The sequence below is a fragment of the uncultured Helicobacter sp. genome (genome assembly GCF_910577135.1).
Lineage (GTDB): Bacteria > Campylobacterota > Campylobacteria > Campylobacterales > Helicobacteraceae > Helicobacter_C > Helicobacter_C mastomyrinus.
Genome location: NZ_CAJTLL010000008.1, coordinates 26,733 through 45,726, shown reverse-complemented (window position 1 = coordinate 45,726; position 18,994 = coordinate 26,733). Strand labels below are relative to the sequence as shown.

The window sequence follows — 18,994 nt, the reverse complement described above, 5'->3', positions numbered from 1 at the left end:
TGGCAGTGAAAGAAACATTAAGATAGCTGAAAATCGGGCATTTGTTAGATTTGAATCTAATCTACTTAAACGGCAATGCTGGGTGCAATAATTTCTTTGGTAACTATGAGATAAAGGGTAATAATGAGCGAGTAACAAGCAGCACAGGTATGACACGTATGCTTTGTGCTGATGAAATTATGCTGCTTGAGGATAGCTTGATAGGACTTATCAGCGATGGTGTGAGTGAAGCACACACAAGTGGCAAGCAGTTGAGTGTGTAAAAGGGGTAATTAAAGCAGTGTTTCGCAGATAATTATTGTAGAATCCTAGCCCTTCTATAGGGCTAAGCATACATTGTGTGTAGGTAAATATTATTTCCCACTAAATACAGGTGTGGTTGAAAATGCCCCATAGCCTTTAAAATCAAGCTTTTTTAGAATCTCTAAATCTGCCTTAGAAATCTTAAAATCCACCGCTGCATTTTGTGCGATGTAAGCGGGAGTTTTACTCTTTGGCAAAGAGATGAGCCCTAGCTCTAAAGTGTAGCGGATACAAATTTGAGCGGGGCTTACCTGATATTTTTGCGCCATTTTCACAATGCGAGAATCCTTGAGCAATTCGCCGTGCGCGATAGGTGAATAGGCTTCTACGTAAATGCCCTGCTTTTTGCAAAAGTCTATCAAATCAAAAGGTGTATTGCCAATATGGGCTAAAACCTGATTGACAGAGGGTTTTGTGCTTGTATTTACAAAAAGATTTTTTAAATCTTTTTGTAAAAAATTGCTCACCCCAATGCTACGTACTTTCCCCGCTTTTTTAGCAGCTTCTAAAGCCTCCCAAACGGCAATATTTTCTTTGAAATAGTCCCCTCCTCGAAAATCACTCCAAGGCTGTGGAGTGTGGATAAGCATTAAATCAATGTATTCTAGCTTCATCGTTTTTAGGCTTTTATCAATAGAATCTGTAGCACTTTTTTTGTCTTTATATTCTGCCCTCACCTTGCTTGTGATAAAAATCTCCTCACGCTTTAAGCCATTTTTGATAGCTTGATTTACTGCTGCTCCTACGCCACGCTCATTTTGATAGGCTTGTGCCGTGTCAATATGCCGATAGCCGATATGAAAGGCTTCTTTGATAACGCCCTCTATAATAGAATCATCAATTTTCCACACGCCAAGCCCAAGTTTAGGTATCTTCACTCCATCATTAAGCGTAAAAGTTTGATTTAAAATAGCATTTTTTGCCTTTGCCTGTGCGCTTAGGAAGCTTGGCATAGCCATTAATCCCGCTCCAACCAAAGCTGTTTTGAGAAAATCTCTACGATGTATCATATTTGCTCCTATATGTTAAAAGTTTGTAAAATTATAAAACCTGACACCTAGTGTTTGTCAAGGGGGAGAATATTAAAGTTGCAATATCCATACATATTCATTGATATATTTTTGAGATTTTTTGTTGTTGCTTTTAAAACGAGGATACAAAATGCTTTCAAAATACAAATTACCTAAGGGTTTTAAAAGCTCTGTAATAGCTTCTTTTTGCATTATGCCCTCACTATTATAACTCAAAACAAGATTTCTATAGTTTTTATATTTAATGATTTTTTCAAGCTCTATTAAGGCATTTTTAGCATTACAGAAGGCACTTTTTTGATTTTGCCATTCTCTTAGCCCTGCTATGCCTTTAATATTGGGATTCTCATATTTTGCAATGGTTTCTATTAAGTGATAATTTGGAGCATATTGGCGGTGATTGTAAGGTGGGTCAAGATAGAGTATGTCAAATATTTTATGTAAATTTTGCAAGAGCTTTACACCATCATCACAAAAGCAAAAATGTTTTTTATCGCTTATTAAAATATCTATTTCTTTTAAATTAAAATCTTTTAATGCTCTTTTATCCCAAGTTTTGCAAAAAGCCGCATACACCCCAGCCACATTAGCATAAAAAGATACAGATTCTATCAAAGTAGCTAACAAAATAAAATATTCATTTTCATTTATGGCTTTATTATTTTTCCAAGCTTCAATTTGTAAGCGAATCGCATCAATTTTTGCTGCATTTTTATCAATAAAATACATTCTAGGAATTTTTAAATCTTTTGTCGCATTTGGTGCATAATGATTATAAATAAAGCCTTTTTGTATGGGAATAGAATCTAAAAATAAAAGCACTTTTTGATAATGGCTTTGAAAAAGTGAGTTGGTAGTATTAGTGGAATTTATAAGTTTTTTTAAGCCATTAAATTGTGGTATTTCATTGTTTTGTATATAGGCTCTTTGTAGGCAGTAAGAAAAATAAAGTATGTCATTGCTATAAATTTGAAAGCCTTGTTTTTTAAAGAATTTTGCCATACTTGCACTGCCACTAAAAAGATCAAAAAAACTTTGTGTTTTTTGGCTATCAATGACCTTATACTTTTGCAAAAGAGTAAAAATTTGAGGAGCTAAAGATTCTTTATTACCAATAAATCGCATTCACATAACTTTGAGTGGATTATAATTTGTAATCAGCACTTCTTGAGAATCTGCTCTTTTGCTTTGGTAATTACAATTTTTATAAGAAAAATTTACATAATGCGTATACAAATGCGGACTTTGCTTAAGCCAATTTTGCAAGATTGTATGTTCCTTGCCCTTATGATAAAGCACATTAGAAAGGGCAAATTTTATACCCTTAGAATCTAAGATATTTAAGGCATTTAAAAGACTTGATTCTAAAACCTTATTCCAGCCACTAAAGCCCCTTTTGCCATCATTATAAACCCCTTGCGTGATGAGATAAGGAGGGTCAGCATAGACAAAGCTATTTTGAGTAAGTTTTACAGCCTTTAAAGCTTCCAAAAAATCAAGCTTTAAAAAGCTAATATTTTTTGTTTTTAAAGCCTTAGAAAAAGCTATTAAATTATTTTTCATTTTTTCATTAAAGCTAGAGCAATTTTTACCAAAAGGCGTATTGAAGTGATGAGCATTATTAAAACGGATTTGATGATTAAAAGAAAAGGCGATAAGCACAAAGAGTAAAAGCGGTGATTTGTTATGATTATAATCAACTCTTAAGGCATTGTATCCTTGAATATTTTGCAAAGTTAAATCATATTGTTTGATAGTCAAATGAATTTGCTCTAAAATAGATTCTGTATTTTCTTTTTGTAAAAATTGATAGAAATCAATAAGATAAATTAAATTATCATTGCATATAATTTTATCAGCTTGAGGGAGCTTTGAAGTATTATTGAGCTTACTATTAACATTAATAGCCACATTGCAACCCCCGCAAAATAAATCTAAAAATATATCACTTTTACTTGGAAACAAAGGCAGGATTTGAGAGAGGATTTTATATTTTCCACCTATGTAGTTTAAGGGGGATTTGAGGAAACAAAGTTGTTTAGTTAAGGGTTTAGTCATTGCTTTTTCCAAAAATCAAGCAAATTTTTAAGGGCAAAACGAAAAATTTTAGGTGCTTTTATACCTAAAATTATTTGACCTTTTTTATTGAGCAAAAAGCCAATTTCAAGCTCTATAATTTTTTCTTCATATCCTCCATAAAGCACGACAGAGCGAATAATTTTAAATTCTTTATAATATTTTTTAATATATTCTTTTTCTATAAAATCATAATTTTTTAGTTCTTCTATGCCTTGATAGCGATTTTCATATGTCTTGCCCTCAATATTAATAATTTCTAAATGCTGCAGATCAAGCAAAATTAAATCGGGGATAAAAACTATGGCATTTTTATTCCCACTTTTGTAAAGTTCCTTGTTTTCATATTTTTGCAAAGCTATACTTTGATTATCTCTTGTAATAAAATATCCCTTTTCACATCCTGCGTGATTTTCAAAAATAGCCTTTCCACTTGAAAAATTTTCCACCAATAAATGAATAAAAATAGTTCCAAGTTTTCACTTTCTTTTTCATAGTGCCAATATGCTTTTTCTTGCTCTATTTGTGGGATTGTAAGCTTTTGCAAAGAAAGATTTAATAAATTTGCAATTTTTATAAATTTATTCTTGTTTCCTATTTGATTTTGATTTAATCCGTGTGATATGATTTCAAATCGCCTTTAAATCCTAATTTTCTTAATGCCCCAGCTATACCACTTACCGCACCAATATTTGGGTCGTGAGCTAATCTGCCACTTTTTACGAGTCTTGCTGAAATTAGTATTTTATTTGTAGGGGTATAAACTGATATATCATCGCTTGGTAAGCCATCGACTTTAAATTCCCTATCGTCTATCGTTATGGTAATTGGCACATTACCTTTTGGAGCTTTTCGCATTTGAGATTTAAATACAATTAATTCTTTAATGCTTGAAAAGGGCTTTAAAATTTCATCATTTTCTTTAAGGTCTTTTCCTAGAATTTCTACGCCCAAAGTCCTTAAAATTCTCGTTCCAAAGATAGAAGTTTGGGTAGGTTTTTCTTTTTGCTTTACTCTTATGTTATAGAGCATAATTTTTTTAGCATTAGGATAAAAAGTCTCCGCATAAACAAATTTAGAAATTCTTTAATAAACTCCTGTGTTTCTACTTTCGCTATCATCAGTTTTTATTTCCTCTATAAGATAAAATGGCTTATCATCTTGTGTAGGCTTATGATTTTGAAAAAACACCATATAATCTACAAAGCTACTTTTCCCGCTCACAATTTCTAAGTAAATTTTATCAATCTGCTCACTTCGCACACCGATTAATTCATAAGAAAAGCTAAATGTAGAATCCTTAATGATTGGCAAGATTCTTAAATTATCCAAAAACGCACAAAAATTTTTATCTGTTAAAAATTGCTTGATGATTATCTCTAAAACCTCAATTTTTGGTCGCTCTTCTGTGAGTATGTAAAGATTCAAAGCCTCTCCTTGTGTTTATGGCATTGTATCACACAAGAAATAATTTGATTATGTAGATTGTTTGTATCGGCTATAATCCTACAATGAAGTATTGTAGGGCATTGTGATGAAATTTTTGTCCCCACATTTGGCTTTTCACTCCTTGGCTGTGGGTTATATGTTTTGTAGCTTTTACCTCATATCGTGTAGATTGCATTCCCTCCTGCTAATGACATAATTGCTTCAAATAGCAGCCTTCAAGCTTGGCTTACTATGTTAGAATCTATTTTAGGAAGTCTAGTTGCAACAAGTCTCATCTTGCTTACAAAAATAGCAATACAAGTTTGCGCTTATTTTTTTATCACCCTGATAGCGTTAAGTATGTATTATGCGACTTGGTTTTTGCATTGTAGCGGCATAACATCAGCGTATTTACTGCTTTTTGGCTTGGTGCTTATGCCCCCACTTTATTTTTACCTTTTTATTTGAAAAATTACATAATGCTTATTTTTGCATTCCCTTTGGTATGCTGTATTTTATGATAAGCTATGATAATTTTACACTGTAGGCTTTAGTGTCCCACCCTCTTGGCTTGTTCGGGTGGGTAGCGATCGCCTACAATAGTGATTGTATCAAGTTTAGAATCAAGCTCTTTTAAATCATTTGCACTCAATGTTATATTTAAAGCGCTCAAATTTTCTTGTAGATGCGCTTCTTTGGTCGTTCCAAAAAGCGGCACGATGTAAGGCTTTTTAGCGAGTAGATAGGCTAGGGCGATTTGAGCAGGAGTGGCGTTACCATCTTTGGCAGCTGGATTTTTACCCTTGCCAAATGCTTGTAAAAGCTCTATGATTTTGTAATTTGCCCTCATTGCTTCAGGTTGGAATCTAGGGAAATTCACGCGATTGTCATTTTTTGGGTCAAATGTAGAATCTGCATTGAGTTTGCCACTAAGATAACCGCGATTTAATGGTGAGTAAGCCACAAAGCCAATGCCAAGCCGCTCTAATGTAGGGAAAAGCTCGCTTTCTACATTGCGCCACATCAAATGATATTCGCTCTGCACGGCGGTAATAGGGCAGATTTGATGAGCTTTTTCAATAGTCGCAGCACTTAGTTCACACACGCCAAATCGCGCTACCTTACCCTCTTTGATTAAATCCTTTACGCAAGTTGCCACTTCTTCAATGGGTGTTTTTGGGTCAAAGCGGTGCTGATACAGCAAGGGAATCTGCTCTAAATGTAGTCTTTTAAGACTTTGCTCTACCACCTCTTTTATGCGTTTTGGGCTGCTATCAAGCACACTTATATCTTTGCCAAAGCCAAATTTTGTGCTGATGAAAATCTTGTCTTTTTTGTAGGATTTAAGCAATTTGCCCACCAAGATTTCATTTGTATCGGGTCCATAGACTTGTGCGGTATCAAAGAGTGTAATGCCACTATCAAGGGCGGATTCTAGCAAATTTAGAGCTGCTTTTTCGCTTAAGCGGACGCTGCGATGATAATTGAGCCCCATACAACCAAAGGCAAGGGTGGATACTTCAAAGGCATAAGTTCCTATGCCAAGTGTGCGTTTTGGCATAGTGATATGCTTAGAATCTATCCCAAAAAGTGGGCTGAAAATACTGCTAGTATGTAGCCCAAGCACGATACCTAGCAAACTTGTAGTCTTTAAAAACTCTCTACGATGTGGCATATTGCTCCCTTGTTATAGAATCTTACTTTAAAGCAAAAGGTATTATAAGCCCTGACACTTGGTGTTTGTCAAGGGGTTAAATTTCAAATTGATCATAAATTAGAATTAGAATTGTTAGAATATAGATTGAGGAGTTTATGTAGGCATCACTTAAAGTCTTTTGCAATCACAGAATCTACTAAAAGGTTAAAAAAACTGATGACAAAATCACATATAAATCAAATCATCAATCATTATATCAAAGATGTTTTTAATAGGGTGGCTGATTTTCAAAATTATCATTGGCGAAGTGATATAATGAACATTGAAATATTAGATAATACACATTTTATTGAATACAGCAAAAGCGGGCATAAAACGTTTTTTGAAATAACTTTATTGGAAAATTGTAAGATGATTCAACTTTATTTAGAAAATAAAAATATAAAAAGATATTTTATAGGAAATTTTAAGACTATTGATAATGATAAACATTCATCGATTTTACCGAATACATTGAAATAAAAATTTTTTCAAAAAATAATATTCAAGCCCTTTATGAAATCCTATCTCAATACAATATATGAATGATTTAATACATTCATTTGATAAACAATAATTGCTTCACGCAAGGCTTGGAAATAACCTTATTTCTTGTCTTGTTCCAAACTCTCAAGCCATTTTCTTATACTGCCTCTGCTGCTGCCAAAATCAAATTTTTTGTCCTGTTGAAACACCGCTTTTGGAGCGGAATCTTTTAAAAATTTCATACAGGTTTCAAGCTCACTGCCTCCGCTCGTGCAAAAGGGAATGATGATTTTAGAGTGAAAATTATGAGATTCTAAAAAGGTATTGATGATATGGGGTGCGTGATACCACCAAATAGGAAAGCCCACAAAAATCCGTCCATAAGGCGATATGTCGATACTTTGGGCGATTTTAGGGCGTGAGGATTTATCCTTGCATTCTTTGCTGGTGCGAGAATTTTCATCATTCCAATCCAAATCCGCCACACTATAAGGTTCTTTTGGCAGTATCTCGTAAATATCGGCATTTGCGACATCTGCAAGGGTTTTGGCTATATCTTTGGTGATGCCTGTGGCAGAGAAATAAGCGACTAAATCTTTCATCGTTGTTCCTTTTGGTATGGATTGCTTTATATTCCTTGCGAATGTTTGCGATGATATTAGGATTTGTCATTGCGAGAAAGTCCGCAGCGCTTTCGCGGCAATCCACTTTGCTATCATTTATGGAGTCAGCCTCTTTTTGCAAATTACATAGGCGTAGAGCTCTGCTATTTCACTCGCTCAATCTTTGAATCAAAGCATTTTGATAGTTTTTGATTGCACTGCGGCTTATTCCTTGAAACACAAGAGGCTCGAGGTAGGTCATTCCAGCGTGATCCGCACTTGCTTTCATCGAAACAAAAATATCCTTTAATTCTATGCCCACTCTGCCATTTTTGCCATAGGTGCTTGCCCCGCCTCCTGCGGTTGAGACAACAAGCATTTCTTTGCCCTTCCACAAGTCAGGTCCCACACTACCCCAAGTTTCGTTCAAATAAGCTTTCATCATCGGCGTGATATTAAACCAATGCGTAGGAAATAAAAAGACGATTCTTTGAAATTCACACGTAATTTGCCGCTCTTTTGTCCCATCAATCGCCCTTGTATCAAAACCATAGAGGCTTTCAAGATTACGCACTTCTACATTTTTCACGCTCCTTGCTGCACTTTCTAAGGCTTTAATGAAAAATGAGCTTTCAGGGTAGGGGTGCGAGACGATTACAAGGGTTTTTACCCTCGCTTCTACTGCAAACAAAATGCTGCTACATAGCAGCAAAAGCAGGACAATATTTTTCATTTTTACTCCTTTTTAGATTTACAAAGAAACATTATAAAGCCTGACACTAGGTGTTTGTCAAGGGGGTGCAATAGTTTGCCTATATTTTTAATGATTCTATGTTTTGATATCTTAAATCTTGCAGAGGGAATGTATGACGATTACACAACATCTTTTTTATATTAGGGAAAAATTACCCCTATCAATCTAATTTGAAATTTGAATATTGTTTAGAGGGTTATCATTTCTCATATTCGGATTTTATCATCAAGGATTGTAAGGATAGAATCCGCATCTTTGAAGTAAAAAGCGTAAATAAAGCCCAAAATCAAAGCCTTGAAAACATGCTATAAAGCTGCAGCAAAAAAGCTCAATCTAGGGGCTAAAATGTATCATTTTACTTACCTATTTTAAAGGGTAATACTTGGGATATATGGTATAGCTGGGGAGATTCGTCTTTGAGTAAAGAGAGTTTCAAAAAGCTTTTGTAAGGGCTCCATATCAAAGATTCTGCAATCTATTATGCCTTTGCTGATGGTGCCACAAAGTCTCACAAAACGAAGTTTCTTTAGAAAATACCTGAAGGATACACTTATAACTCCTTTGATTATCAATAGAGATTCTTTAGAATCTCTATTGTAGGATTGAAAGACTACCCCCGCATGCAAAGATGAATGTTATAGTTTGGCCCCTTACTTTACTCCCATTACCTCATCAATCGCATTCAACGCATTGAGACTTCGAGGGTAGCCGATGTAGGGCACGAGAGCGGTAACAACGGCGATGAGTTTTGCCCTGTCATTGCCGATATTGAGATTGCCTTGTATATGCCCTTTGAGCTGCGACTCTGCCCCACCCATGGCTAAAATATACACAAAGGTTAAAAGCTCCCTAAAAGGCAAGTCAAGTCCGCCCCTTGTGTAATAATCCCCAAAGCAATTACTACTTAAAAATCGCCTTATGTGCTGATAGTCCTTTGGTGCATTAGCATTGCCCTTATCGATTGCTGCTCCAAAAAGCCTCCTTTGTGTCTCTAAACCCTTCTCAAAGCGATTTGTCCTAGTAGTCGTGCCTTGAGGTTTTAGAGGTAGGTTAATGCCTTCCTCCTTAAAGATTGCATTGCACGATTGTATAAAATCAAGGCTCTTACCCATACCCACATAGGGCGTGGCTTGATAGAGAATCTCCTTAATTGCTTTTGGCTTCACGCCATTTTTCAAAGCCGCTCTTAAGATGTTTTGAAACTCCCCTAAAGCCGGGATTGCCACAAGGGCAGCGATGATAATCATCAGCCGCTCTCGCAGATTGAGGGCAGATTCTGCTATGACTTCATCAAAGGCAAAATTGACATAATTGCTAAAAAACTCCGGGTCGCTCTGTGATAGCTCATTATCGATATTTCCAAAAAGTTGGTTGAAGTTTTGCTGTGCCGTTGGTGTGAGTTGCATTGTCGCTCCTTGTGTGTGTTGTGTGATATTTTGCATTGAGGCGGATAAGAGAGGGCTTGAGCTTAAGCCAAGTGCTGCCAAGCCAGCGAGTTTTATAGAATCTGCCATAAATGCCCTGCGATGCACGCTTTTTAACCTCTGCTGCTTTTTATGTGTGTCCATCAATCTCCTTGCTCAAAGTCCTTAATCTATGCTTTTGCTATTGTGTTTAAAACACCGCGTCTGGCTCTTGTGCCAAAAGATAGAAAAGATTGCGTGATATTATAAAGCCTGACACTTGGTGTTTGTCAAGGGGAAAGATTATATTATTTTGTCAAAATCACTTTGATTACTTCATCTTCATCAAGTTCATTTGCCTTTATAAACTCAACAAAGCTCATATCGGGCGTAAAAATGAAATGATTGTGGGTAATAAAATATGAAAAAATGCTCGTTGGTCTGTTTGCAAAAGTTTTAAAATGTCATTTAAATTTGATTGTGCGAATCGCCAAAAAAAGCTCTTTGTTAGGATTTGAAGCAATGTCAAAACAACGGTTAGGCTTAATGCAAAAGCTAAAATTACCATTAAAATTTGCTTTTTGTGAAAATACTTTTTCAAAGCGTTAAAATTCACCCAAATATGCAAAATCACAGCAATAATCATCGCTAATCCCAGCCATCTATGCAAAATTCCGCCCTGCCAAAATCAAAGTGAAAAATAGCATAACCCCGCTCAAAGCGACTATAAAAAGCCTATCGTGCTTAACGTAGCAAAGAGATGAGAAATTTCATTGATTACTTCCTTTAAATCTCTAGCTGATATCCAATGTGCCTGAAAACCTATTATTTGAGTGAAAATATTGAATCGTGCAAAGATTGCAATCAAAAATTTATCCTGTCAATTGAGTTTCCATAACGTTCCTTAAAGGCTTCTAGCAGGGCTTCTGCGATTTGTAAATCTTCAGCCTCGCTTCCTCCGCCAACGCCTATGCCGCCAATAAGCCTTTCCCCTGCAAAAAGCGGATAGCCCCCTGCGACTAAACAAATCTGCTTGCTTGTGGTATGTATACCCATCAAAGCACCGCCCTCCTTTGCCCAAGCGGCGACATCTTTTGTCTTTGAACGCGTAATCACAGCTGTGTAAGCCTTTTTAAGCACGAGATTCACACTGATTAAGAGTGCCTCGCCAAATCTTTGAAAAAGCTTCAAAATTCCGCTTTCATCAACCACAGCAAAGCTTATATCAATGCCAAGTTTTGCCGCTTCTTCTCCTGCCTTTGTGCGTAAAAATTCGCATATTTCATCATTTAGCTTCATTAGTTTTTCCTTATTATGTGAAATATAAAATTTACTCTATCAAAAAAAAAAAAACAATTTGTCAATACACATTTTGCAATAAAACTTTGACTTTTCACAACCCCCTTCCTGCTTGCAAGATTCTAGCTCAAGCAGTTTCTTTTGCTACATATTAATGGGCTTGTTGGTAGGCATCTCACAACCCCACGCTTTTAGTCGCATCGCTACCGGGTGCGTATCGCTCACCTACGATAGTTATTTTGCTTAAATTTGCATTGATTTCATCAAGCTCAGCCTTACTAAAGCTAATCAGCGAGGCATTAAGATTCTCACCCAAACGCCGTATTTTAGTCGTTTCTGGTATGGGAATGATGAAGTTTCTTTGTGAGAGCAGCCACGCGAGTAAAATTTGCGCGATACTCGCCTTTTTTCTCATCACACTTTTAGAATCTGCCACATTTTTGATAAATGTAATCACCTCTTGATTTGCCTCTAAAGTTCAGGGCCAAGACGTGGAAAATCGCTCCGATATCCGTAGCCTTGTCAAAAAGCCTCTATCAAGCGGAGAATACGCCACAAATGCGATATTGAGCTTTTGGTATATATCAAGCACTCCATTAGATTCTAGCTCTCTAAACGCCATAGAATATTGGCTTTGCACCACGCTTAAATGGCGGATTCTATGTGTTCTTTGTATAGTTTGCCGCTGCTCCGCTCAAGCCCCAGCCGCGAATTTTTTCCATTTTGATAAGCTTACTCATAGTCTGTGTAACTTCCTCAATAGGCGTATCTGTATCCACTCTGTGCTGGATATAAATATCGATATAATCGCTTTGTAGTCTTCTTAAATTTCCATCAATGGCTCTAAAAATCGCCTTTTTGCTAGAATCTTGCATTTGTTTGCCAAGTTGCGCTTGATTAATACAGGTGGAAAAGGAGAAACCACGCTATGGTGGCTTTAAGAATAGATAATGGAGGTTTTGGTGCCTACAAATGTGTGAATAGAAGCTGATGAGTTTGTATAATACAGCTGCAAGCTTTGTGAATCAAAGTGTAAGCGGTAGGTGCTTGCAATGATAAGAATGAAGCATTTGCTTATAACAATGATATGTGTTTGAATATTTTAGGGAGTAAGGGAGGTAAGATTCCCTTAATTAGAGAATCTTGTAAAAAATGATGAGGCAAAATTATTTTTGTTCTGCTTCTAGCTCGATTTTTATATTGACATTATCGCTTACCATAGCATTGCCTGTATTGGTGCCAATGCCAAAATCTTTACGATTGAGTTTGCCTTCTAATGTAAGTGCCACTATGTCTTTGTTTGTTTTTGGGTGTTTCACAGGACCATTTAATTCTACATTAAAGGTTACTTGCTTAGTTATACCCCTCATAGTGATATTTGCATCAAGCTTTTTGCCATTATGTTTTACAAGTGTCAATGTAGCTGTAGGAAACTTTTTAGAATCAAAGAAGTCATCAGCATTCAAGTGTTTATCGCGCTTATCGCTATTGGTATTGATAGAAGCGATTTGCACTTCACCATTAAGTGCCTTGATAGTTTTACCATCGATCTCAAGTGCCCCTCTAAACTTATTGAAGCTTCCTTTGACATTGCTCACAGACATATGCTTCACGCTAAAATCCACTGATGAGTGACTCGCATCGACCACATATTCTGTCGCCATAAGCCAAGAGCCACATAGTAATCCAACTGCCGCACAAAATGCTATTTTTCTCATAAATTCTCCTTAAAAATTTTGTTGAAGTTTTGATTCTATCTTTGTAAGACAAATTGAGTATAAATATTACAGGATTTTATATTTTGGGGCAAAACATCAAAATGCAGCCCCCTAGTAATCTCCTCTCATTGGCTCTCATCATATTTTTTTGCCAAGAAAAGCCCCAATAATCCCCACACAAAAGAAATAATTGCCCCGCATAAAAGCACTGCACTCACACTTATTTTTACCAAAGCCCCTTCAATCTGTGCGGAGAGTGCATCGCCGCCACGATACACCACCGTGTCTAAAAAGTTTTTTACTTTATACTTAGCATTAGAATCAAGTGGCACAAAGAGCATTTCGCGCCCGGGCTTGACTAAGGCATATTCACCCACTCTCCTTATACACATCACAATGATGAAAGGCAAAAACGCAGGGTGTGTGAAAGCCAAGATAATAAAACCTATGCTAATCACAAAGCCAAGCATAGATAAAAGCCATTTTAAGCCCAAACATTCAACGATTTTTGCCGTAAAAAAGATTTGGATAATAAAGCTTAGAGTTTGCACGATGAAGTCAATATTCGCAAAGGCAGCCATTCGCGCTTCTTTGGTAGGGAAAAGTGCTTTGATGATACGCGCTTGCTCCATATATAAAAAAGTAGAGACGCTTGTCAGCAGCAAAATAAAGCCCACAAAGGCTAAGAGATATTTGCTTTTAAGGATAATAGCAATGCCACTAAAAGGATTTTTAGAGCCTATGGGGTTTTCAAACCTCGCACAAAAATCCTGCTTTTGTGCCTCATCGTTTAGGAGATGATAAGATTCTCTAAGCAATAGCTTCTCTACAAGGATTGCCAAAAGTAGCAAAGACAAAGCAACAAAAATAAAATGATGAATGCTAATATATTTGCTTAAAATGCTAACGCCTAAACTCCCTAGAATGCTCCCCAAACTCGCCCCAGTAGAGATAATGCCAAAAAGCCTTTTACTCCGCTCTTTGCTAAATACATCGGCAAGCAAACTCCACGCACTTGAGATAATAAAGAGATTAAACACACTCACCCAAATATAAAAAATCCAGCTCAAATATGTAAAGCCCCTACTCTCCTCATCAAGCACAAGCAGAGCGATAAAAAACCCTAGCAGATTCAGCGCAAAGAAGCTAAAAATTATATCCACATAACGCTTTCGCTTCATACTTCCGCTTAAAAACATAGCAAAAAGTGAGGCACATATTGTAGCGATAAAAGTCCCTAAAAACAGCCATTTGAGATGTTCCTCTGCGTTGTGAATCCCTAGCGTATCGCGTATAGGACGCAAGGTCGCATAACTTGCAAAGAGTATGAATATAAACAAAGTCGCACATATTAGAATCTTCCATTCATTAGGTTTAAGCGAGAGGATTTTATACACAATATTTTTCATTAGTTAATCCTTTTGTCTTGCATTATGATGAGAGATTTTGTATATCATTAATCGAATACAAATACGCCTTACCTGCGAGTTTTACCCGCTCTTTTTGATATTCACAATACAGCACCCCACCACGTTTTGAAGCTTGGTAGGCAGTGATTTTTGCCCTATTAAGAATCTCACTCCACAGCGGCACAAGATGACAATGCCCACTTCCACATACAGGGTCTTCTGCCACGCCGTGCTTTGGTGCAAAGGAGCGGCTAACAATATCATATTTGCTACCCTTGCTTGTAATATGCAGCAATTCACCTTGCAAATGCTTAACCTTTGCTATATCAGGGGTAGCATTTATCACTTGATTTTCATCTAAAATACAAACTGAATCCCGCCCCAAATATGCCTTTTGTGGCATATAGCCAATCGCCTCACTCATCTCTTGTGTAACGCTAATAGGCGTGAGTTGAAAACTAGGAAAATCCATTTCAAACAAGGAACCATTTTTTATAACCTTTAAAATCCCGCTTTTTGTATGAAAATGGACTGCTTTAGCATGAGATTCTATAATATTCATCACCACAAATGCACTTGCCAAAGTAGCGTGTCTGCATAAATCAATCTCTTTAGCAGGTGTAAACCAACGCAGAGCACAATCTCCGCTGTCTTGCTTAACAATAAATGCCGTTTCTGATAGATTATGCTCAATGGCTATCTTTTGCATAAGTGTATCTTCTAAGAAATCCTCTAGCACACAAATGGCTGCAGGATTCCCACAAAATGGCGTATCACTAAAGGCATCAACTATATAACAACGCATAATGCTCCCTTTTCAGTTATAAATGAGTTATTTTCGCTCCAAAAAGTATAATCAAAATGCCACAGCATACGAACAAAACGCCCACGATATCATATATATTAAAGCTCTGTTTTTCCACGATATAAAGCCATAAAAATGAGCTTGCAATATACACGCCGCCATAAATGGCATACGCCCTCCCTGCAAATTCAAGCCCACTTTTTGTAAGTAGAAAGGCAAAGGCAATCACACAAATCACGCCTAAAATGAGGAAGTAGGGGCTTTTTTGCAGTTTAAATACTGCCCAAAAGCTAAAGCAGCCTAGAATTTCAAAAAAGGCAGCGATAAAAAATACGGCTAATTCTTTTAGCATTTATAAAATCCGCAGGTGGTGCAATAATGACATAATGTATTTAGCTTATGCAATATTTTTGTAAATGTGCTTTGTAATCAGCGATGTAGCGTTCAATTTGCGGGTTTTTCACTACATCATTACACATAAAGGTAGGCAGCACATTCATACCGATAAATTCGTGCGTTTTTCGCAAAGGCAAATACACTATCTCCACGCCCAAACCCTCAAAAAACTCTTCTTTGTCTGTGAAAGCCTCTAACGGGGCATTCCAAGTAACGCTAAACATTACTTTTTTATCCTTTGCTAGTCCACCTCTGCCATAATTCTTGCTAGGATCGACACTGCTTCTGCCATCATTTTGAAAAAGCCGCCCCTCGCCCTCTGTATAGACTTCATCGATATATTTTTTTACAATCCAAGGCACACCCATCCACCACGCAGGAAGTTGATAGATGATAAGATGAGAATCTAAAATCTTTTGTAGCTCTTCTTGTATGATATAGCCACTATTGATATGCGTTTGGATTATTGTAAAGCCATTTTGCTCTAGCAGCTCCTTAGCCACTTCTTGCAACGTATGGCTAAGCTCTGCTTTAGAATCATTAAAAACCTTTGAGCCATTAATCAGTAATGCCTGCATATTGTTCCTTTTTATTTAAATATCTGCCTTGTATTCACTCAGCCATTTTACCATTTTTGGGTCGCGGTGGTCAAAAAAGAGGCTATTTTTATCATCAAGTTTTGCGATTGCTGCCATATCCGCCTCGCTTAAGACAAAGTCAAATATAGAAAAATTCTCTATCATTCGCTCTTTTTTTGTTGTTTTGGGAATGACGATAATATTTCTTTGGACAAGCCATCGCAAAATTACCTGTGCCACGCTTTTATTGTATTGTTTGCCAATTTGAGTAAGTGTGGCATTGCTAAACATATCTTTTCGCCCCTCGCCAAAAGGTGCCCACGATTCCATAGCGACATTGTATTCTTTAAGAATCTCTTGTGCCTCGTGCTGCTGGTGGAAAGGATTGCATTCAATTTGATTGAGTGCGGGGGTGATTTCATTATTGAGGCAAAAATCTGCTAACCTATCGGGGTAAAAATTACTCACGCCAATAGCTTTAATCCTGCCCTCCTTGTAGAGCTTACTCATCGCTCTCCACGCCCCATAGACATCATTATAAGGCTGATGAATGAGATATAAATCCACATAATCAAGCCCTAGTTTTTTAAGTGAAGATTCAAAGGCTTTGGGGGCTTTTGCCTCGCTTACGTGATTTATCCATAGCTTGGTAGTTACAAAAATTTCCTCTCGCTTGATACCACTTGCCTTAATCGCCGCTCCTACCGCCTCTTCATTAAAATAGCTTTGTGCGGTATCAATGCTGCGATAGCCCACTTCTAAGGCATCTTCGACACATCGCTGACATTCTTTAATATCTTCAATTTGATATACGCCATAGCCTAAAATTGGCATTTTCACACCATTGTTTAAAGTAATCATTTGCATAGTTGCTCCTTGTGTGTTTTGAATTGATGATTGTTAAGGTTGTGCTCGATTGCGTATGCTTCGAATCTGTATCGCAACCCACTAATATGCTCCCTGCTGCCAATGTCGCTAATGCGCTTGTTTGCAGAAATTCCCGACGTGAAAGGCTCTTACTCTCTTGCATATTGCTCCTTTGAATATAGAATCTGCTTTAAGCAAAAGCATTATAAAACCTACCACTTGGTGTTTGTCAAGGGCTGCATTTCATTTGTTGAAGAAAATTCCAGCGATATGCTATAATGCTCCATAAAAAAGAGGTAAAAAGCAAATGATTGAAGCGTTATGTGCTATTAGTAAGCAATGCTGTCAATGGCGCAGTGCCCAAAACGGGAGAAAGGATAAATAATGAATATTGTAAGATTTATAGCTTTTCTAATGATGATAGCTAGCATAAGCAACGCATTAGAGATGACAAAAAGTCAATATGACTTTGAAACAACAATTAGTAATGCGTATGTCTTTTTGACACAAAAAGACATACCAATATTTGCAGAATTTAATCACGCTAAGAATGCCAAAGATGCCGGTTTGCCGCTTAATCGAACAAAGGTTATAGTTTTTGGGAATCCAAAAGTCGGGACACTTTTAATGCAAGAAAATCAGCAAATAGGGATTGAATTGCCATTGAAGATTATTGTATGGGAAGATTCAGGGCATAATGTATTTGTAGCTTCTACTGATATTAACGAAATTGCAAAGCGATACGGGATTACCAATAGAGCTATTGTTGATAACATTGCTCAACTTCTAGCAAACATCATTCATTACTCTACGAAGCAACGCGCCCATTAGGATATTGCAATGTAATGCATTCCCCGTATTATATCTATATATAATGTCCCATAAAAAAGGGCAAATAAAGGGATAATATGACATATGAAGAAATCAAAAAGCTTACCCATAAAGAAATGGATATTTTGCAAAATGAGCTATGGGAGCTTATCTCTAATAATCAAGTGGATAAAGTAAAAATATTTTTAAAAGATTTTGCCATCGATGAGAGTTTTTATGCACCGACCTTTGATGAGGAGCAAGAGCCACTCTTTAATGCCGCACATTGCCTTGAAAAAGCAGCCCTAGCTTATGAGCAAAGCGGGAATTTTGATATGTTAGAGTGTCTTTTTCGCTATGGGCTTAAGGCGAGTGATAATGATGGCTTTCGCAATGTGTTGCAATATTATTGCGATGGGGGTGGCAGAGATGAGAGGCTGATTGCTTATCTCTTGGCTAAAGGGGCGACTTTTGAGGCTTTGGGTAAAGATGGCTTAAATATTTTGCACCACTGGGCGTATAAGCAAGAGGCAGAAAAACTCGCCCTCGCTCACCATTTTGGGGCGGATATGGAGAGCAAAAGTGCCGTGAAAGGCTGCGAGGGGCAAACTCCTCTCATGTATGCGGCAAAATCTGATGTAGCACCTATTGGCAAGGCAATGGCAATGCTTATCAAGCTTGGCGCAAATATCCACGCGCTAGATTCTCAAAATCGCAGTGTGCTTGATGTCGCTTTGGAATCGAATAAAAGCATATTGCAAGGCAAGGGTTGAGAATTCTGTTATAAAAGATTGTGTTATGGGCATATACTAAAAATAACACAAGCCATAATGCTAACAATAGCATTGATGAGAGCAAGAAAATTATACAAACTAAAGATTTTCAATCCATTGTTAGCTTTATTTGGAATGTGGCAGATGATATTTTGCGTGATATGTATGTCAAGGGCACAAATACCACGATGTGATTTTGCCTATGACGATTGTCCGCAGGTTTGATGTCATCCTAAAGTCTAGGGTTTCTAAAACAGGTGAGGGCAGACTTGCATTAAGCGGAATAAATAGCTATGAGGGTACTACAAGAGTAGTGCAAGGGGGGCTTGAGCTTACAAACTCTGGTAAACTCACACAGAGTAATGCCTATGCCGAGCGAAGCGGCATATTTGTGCCTACAGGCGGGGAGATAAGCCATAATGCCTATGCTATAAATGGCAGCACAATCACACTTAATGTAAGCAGCACAAGCAGCTCCATACTTACAACTGATAAGGTAGGCGGGATTTTGCTAGGTCAGGGGAGCATTAGCAATGCAAATAAAAAATATTAGCGGTGGG

The 18,994-nt window shown here is 37.1% G+C and carries 24 protein-coding genes and 2 pseudogenes; 6 read left to right on the top strand and 20 right to left on the bottom strand.

Annotated features, from left to right (window positions below; translation table 11 throughout):
- Window positions 1–50: 50 nt before the first annotated feature.
- Window positions 51–263, top strand: coding sequence for an META domain-containing protein (locus QZ289_RS05705; protein WP_295700232.1), 213 nt, complete (start codon window positions 51–53; stop codon window positions 261–263).
- 90 nt (window positions 264–353) lie between these two features.
- Here the strand turns inward: QZ289_RS05705 and QZ289_RS05700 are convergent, their stop codons facing one another.
- The 7 genes from QZ289_RS05700 to QZ289_RS05670 form a co-directional block, all read right to left on the bottom strand.
- A complete protein-coding gene (locus QZ289_RS05700) occupies window positions 354–1,313 on the bottom strand; it encodes an aldo/keto reductase (protein ID WP_295700230.1) in 960 nt (319 codons plus the stop codon).
- Between the two features lie 72 nt (window positions 1,314–1,385).
- A complete protein-coding gene (locus tag QZ289_RS05695; protein WP_295700227.1) occupies window positions 1,386–2,459 on the bottom strand; it encodes a DNA adenine methylase in 1,074 nt (357 codons plus the stop codon).
- The gene (locus QZ289_RS05690) at window positions 2,460–3,392 is read right to left on the bottom strand and encodes a DNA adenine methylase (protein WP_295700224.1); all 933 of its coding nucleotides are present in this window, start codon (window positions 3,390–3,392) and stop codon (window positions 2,460–2,462) included. It abuts the gene before it with no gap.
- Entirely contained in the window at window positions 3,389–3,859 is a 471-nt protein-coding gene (locus QZ289_RS05685; RefSeq protein ID WP_289688012.1) for a hypothetical protein, read from the bottom strand. Before QZ289_RS05685 ends, QZ289_RS05690 begins: the two co-directional genes overlap by 4 nt.
- A 160-nt stretch (window positions 3,860–4,019) precedes the next feature.
- Window positions 4,020–4,442 (bottom strand): hypothetical protein, encoded by a 423-nt coding sequence (locus QZ289_RS05680; RefSeq protein ID WP_289688013.1) that lies wholly within the window; start codon window positions 4,440–4,442, stop codon window positions 4,020–4,022.
- A 54-nt stretch (window positions 4,443–4,496) separates the two neighbouring features.
- A complete protein-coding gene (locus tag QZ289_RS05675) occupies window positions 4,497–4,838 on the bottom strand; it encodes a hypothetical protein (RefSeq protein WP_289688014.1) in 342 nt (113 codons plus the stop codon).
- Between the two features lie 550 nt (window positions 4,839–5,388).
- On the bottom strand, window positions 5,389–6,513 hold the full coding sequence (locus QZ289_RS05670; protein ID WP_289688016.1) for an aldo/keto reductase: 1,125 nt from the start codon (window positions 6,511–6,513) through the stop codon (window positions 5,389–5,391).
- Window positions 6,514–6,711: 198 nt separating this feature from the next.
- Between QZ289_RS05670 and QZ289_RS05665 the strand changes: the two genes are divergently transcribed.
- Window positions 6,712–7,017 (top strand): hypothetical protein, encoded by a 306-nt coding sequence (locus QZ289_RS05665; RefSeq protein WP_289688017.1) that lies wholly within the window; start codon window positions 6,712–6,714, stop codon window positions 7,015–7,017.
- 122 nt (window positions 7,018–7,139) lie between these two features.
- On the opposite strand, the gene QZ289_RS05660 is transcribed toward QZ289_RS05665, so the two are convergent.
- The 13 genes and pseudogenes from QZ289_RS05660 to QZ289_RS05600 all read right to left on the bottom strand — a co-directional run bounded on the left by QZ289_RS05660 (window position 7,140) and on the right by QZ289_RS05600 (window position 17,014).
- Window positions 7,140–7,622, bottom strand: a complete 483-nt coding sequence (locus QZ289_RS05660; RefSeq protein ID WP_289688018.1) for a flavodoxin — start codon at window positions 7,620–7,622, stop codon at window positions 7,140–7,142.
- Window positions 7,623–7,791: 169 nt separating this feature from the next.
- Entirely contained in the window at window positions 7,792–8,355 is a 564-nt protein-coding gene (locus QZ289_RS05655; protein ID WP_289688019.1) for an NAD(P)H-dependent oxidoreductase, read from the bottom strand.
- Between the two features lie 671 nt (window positions 8,356–9,026).
- Entirely contained in the window at window positions 9,027–9,944 is a 918-nt protein-coding gene (locus tag QZ289_RS05650; protein WP_295700217.1) for a carboxymuconolactone decarboxylase family protein, read from the bottom strand.
- Window positions 9,945–10,158: 214 nt separating this feature from the next.
- Complete coding sequence (locus tag QZ289_RS05645) at window positions 10,159–10,449, bottom strand: hypothetical protein (protein WP_295700216.1); 291 nt, start codon at window positions 10,447–10,449, stop codon at window positions 10,159–10,161.
- Window positions 10,450–10,643: 194 nt separating this feature from the next.
- The gene (locus QZ289_RS05640) at window positions 10,644–11,078 is read right to left on the bottom strand and encodes a heme-binding protein (RefSeq protein WP_295700213.1); all 435 of its coding nucleotides are present in this window, start codon (window positions 11,076–11,078) and stop codon (window positions 10,644–10,646) included.
- Between the two features lie 175 nt (window positions 11,079–11,253).
- Window positions 11,254–11,953: pseudogene (locus QZ289_RS05635) on the bottom strand (aldo/keto reductase).
- 291 nt (window positions 11,954–12,244) lie between these two features.
- Window positions 12,245–12,796, bottom strand: a complete 552-nt coding sequence (locus QZ289_RS05630) for a YceI family protein (RefSeq protein WP_295700211.1) — start codon at window positions 12,794–12,796, stop codon at window positions 12,245–12,247.
- Between the two features lie 125 nt (window positions 12,797–12,921).
- Entirely contained in the window at window positions 12,922–14,205 is a 1,284-nt protein-coding gene (locus QZ289_RS05625; protein ID WP_295700209.1) for an NTP/NDP exchange transporter, read from the bottom strand.
- A gap of 22 nt (window positions 14,206–14,227) precedes the next feature.
- Entirely contained in the window at window positions 14,228–15,010 is a 783-nt protein-coding gene (locus QZ289_RS05620) for a PhzF family phenazine biosynthesis protein (RefSeq protein WP_295700207.1), read from the bottom strand.
- 16 nt (window positions 15,011–15,026) lie between these two features.
- The gene (locus QZ289_RS05615) at window positions 15,027–15,362 is read right to left on the bottom strand and encodes a hypothetical protein (RefSeq protein WP_295700205.1); all 336 of its coding nucleotides are present in this window, start codon (window positions 15,360–15,362) and stop codon (window positions 15,027–15,029) included.
- 40 nt (window positions 15,363–15,402) lie between these two features.
- Complete coding sequence (locus QZ289_RS05610; RefSeq protein WP_295700203.1) at window positions 15,403–15,984, bottom strand: NAD(P)H-dependent oxidoreductase; 582 nt, start codon at window positions 15,982–15,984, stop codon at window positions 15,403–15,405.
- A gap of 15 nt (window positions 15,985–15,999) precedes the next feature.
- Entirely contained in the window at window positions 16,000–16,851 is an 852-nt protein-coding gene (locus QZ289_RS05605; protein WP_295700200.1) for an aldo/keto reductase, read from the bottom strand.
- Window positions 16,784–17,014 (bottom strand): twin-arginine translocation signal domain-containing protein, encoded by a 231-nt coding sequence (locus QZ289_RS05600; RefSeq protein ID WP_295700199.1) that lies wholly within the window; start codon window positions 17,012–17,014, stop codon window positions 16,784–16,786. Before QZ289_RS05600 ends, QZ289_RS05605 begins: the two co-directional genes overlap by 68 nt.
- 221 nt (window positions 17,015–17,235) lie before the next feature.
- Here QZ289_RS05600 and QZ289_RS05595 point away from each other — a divergent pair, with 221 nt between their 5' ends.
- The 4 genes and pseudogenes from QZ289_RS05595 (at window position 17,236) to QZ289_RS05580 (ending at window position 18,987) form a co-directional block, all read left to right on the top strand.
- Window positions 17,236–17,682: a DUF302 domain-containing protein gene (locus QZ289_RS05595; RefSeq protein WP_295700196.1), complete on the top strand. Its 447-nt coding sequence runs from the start codon at window positions 17,236–17,238 to the stop codon at window positions 17,680–17,682.
- A gap of 77 nt (window positions 17,683–17,759) precedes the next feature.
- Window positions 17,760–18,434 carry a hypothetical protein gene (locus QZ289_RS05590; RefSeq protein ID WP_295700194.1) on the top strand — a complete coding sequence of 225 codons (675 nt, stop codon included), beginning with the start codon at window positions 17,760–17,762 and terminating at the stop codon, window positions 18,432–18,434.
- A 92-nt stretch (window positions 18,435–18,526) separates the two neighbouring features.
- Window positions 18,527–18,672 (top strand): annotated as a pseudogene (locus QZ289_RS05585) (type I restriction-modification system subunit M N-terminal domain-containing protein); the annotation flags it as partial.
- Entirely contained in the window at window positions 18,664–18,987 is a 324-nt protein-coding gene (locus QZ289_RS05580; RefSeq protein ID WP_295700366.1) for an autotransporter-associated beta strand repeat-containing protein, read from the top strand. The pseudogene QZ289_RS05585 and the gene QZ289_RS05580, both read left to right, overlap by 9 nt.
- Window positions 18,988–18,994 lie beyond the last annotated feature (7 nt).

Coding starts and splice junctions, on each gene's coding strand:
- QZ289_RS05700 (WP_295700230.1), bottom strand. CDS start 1,313: ATGATACATCGTAGAGATTTTCTCAAAACAGCTTTGGTTGGAGCGGGA.
- QZ289_RS05695 (WP_295700227.1), bottom strand. CDS start 2,459: ATGCGATTTATTGGTAATAAAGAATCTTTAGCTCCTCAAATTTTTACT.
- QZ289_RS05690 (WP_295700224.1), bottom strand. CDS start 3,392: ATGACTAAACCCTTAACTAAACAACTTTGTTTCCTCAAATCCCCCTTA.
- QZ289_RS05680 (WP_289688013.1), bottom strand. CDS start 4,442: ATGCTCTATAACATAAGAGTAAAGCAAAAAGAAAAACCTACCCAAACT.
- QZ289_RS05670 (WP_289688016.1), bottom strand. CDS start 6,513: ATGCCACATCGTAGAGAGTTTTTAAAGACTACAAGTTTGCTAGGTATC.
- QZ289_RS05665 (WP_289688017.1), top strand. CDS start 6,712: ATGACAAAATCACATATAAATCAAATCATCAATCATTATATCAAAGAT.
- QZ289_RS05660 (WP_289688018.1), bottom strand. CDS start 7,622: ATGAAAGATTTAGTCGCTTATTTCTCTGCCACAGGCATCACCAAAGAT.
- QZ289_RS05655 (WP_289688019.1), bottom strand. CDS start 8,355: ATGAAAAATATTGTCCTGCTTTTGCTGCTATGTAGCAGCATTTTGTTT.
- QZ289_RS05650 (WP_295700217.1), bottom strand. CDS start 9,944: ATGGACACACATAAAAAGCAGCAGAGGTTAAAAAGCGTGCATCGCAGG.
- QZ289_RS05640 (WP_295700213.1), bottom strand. CDS start 11,078: ATGAAGCTAAATGATGAAATATGCGAATTTTTACGCACAAAGGCAGGA.
- QZ289_RS05630 (WP_295700211.1), bottom strand. CDS start 12,796: ATGAGAAAAATAGCATTTTGTGCGGCAGTTGGATTACTATGTGGCTCT.
- QZ289_RS05625 (WP_295700209.1), bottom strand. CDS start 14,205: ATGAAAAATATTGTGTATAAAATCCTCTCGCTTAAACCTAATGAATGG.
- QZ289_RS05620 (WP_295700207.1), bottom strand. CDS start 15,010: ATGCGTTGTTATATAGTTGATGCCTTTAGTGATACGCCATTTTGTGGG.
- QZ289_RS05615 (WP_295700205.1), bottom strand. CDS start 15,362: ATGCTAAAAGAATTAGCCGTATTTTTTATCGCTGCCTTTTTTGAAATT.
- QZ289_RS05610 (WP_295700203.1), bottom strand. CDS start 15,984: ATGCAGGCATTACTGATTAATGGCTCAAAGGTTTTTAATGATTCTAAA.
- QZ289_RS05605 (WP_295700200.1), bottom strand. CDS start 16,851: ATGCAAATGATTACTTTAAACAATGGTGTGAAAATGCCAATTTTAGGC.
- QZ289_RS05600 (WP_295700199.1), bottom strand. CDS start 17,014: ATGCAAGAGAGTAAGAGCCTTTCACGTCGGGAATTTCTGCAAACAAGC.
- QZ289_RS05595 (WP_295700196.1), top strand. CDS start 17,236: ATGAATATTGTAAGATTTATAGCTTTTCTAATGATGATAGCTAGCATA.
- QZ289_RS05590 (WP_295700194.1), top strand. CDS start 17,760: ATGACATATGAAGAAATCAAAAAGCTTACCCATAAAGAAATGGATATT.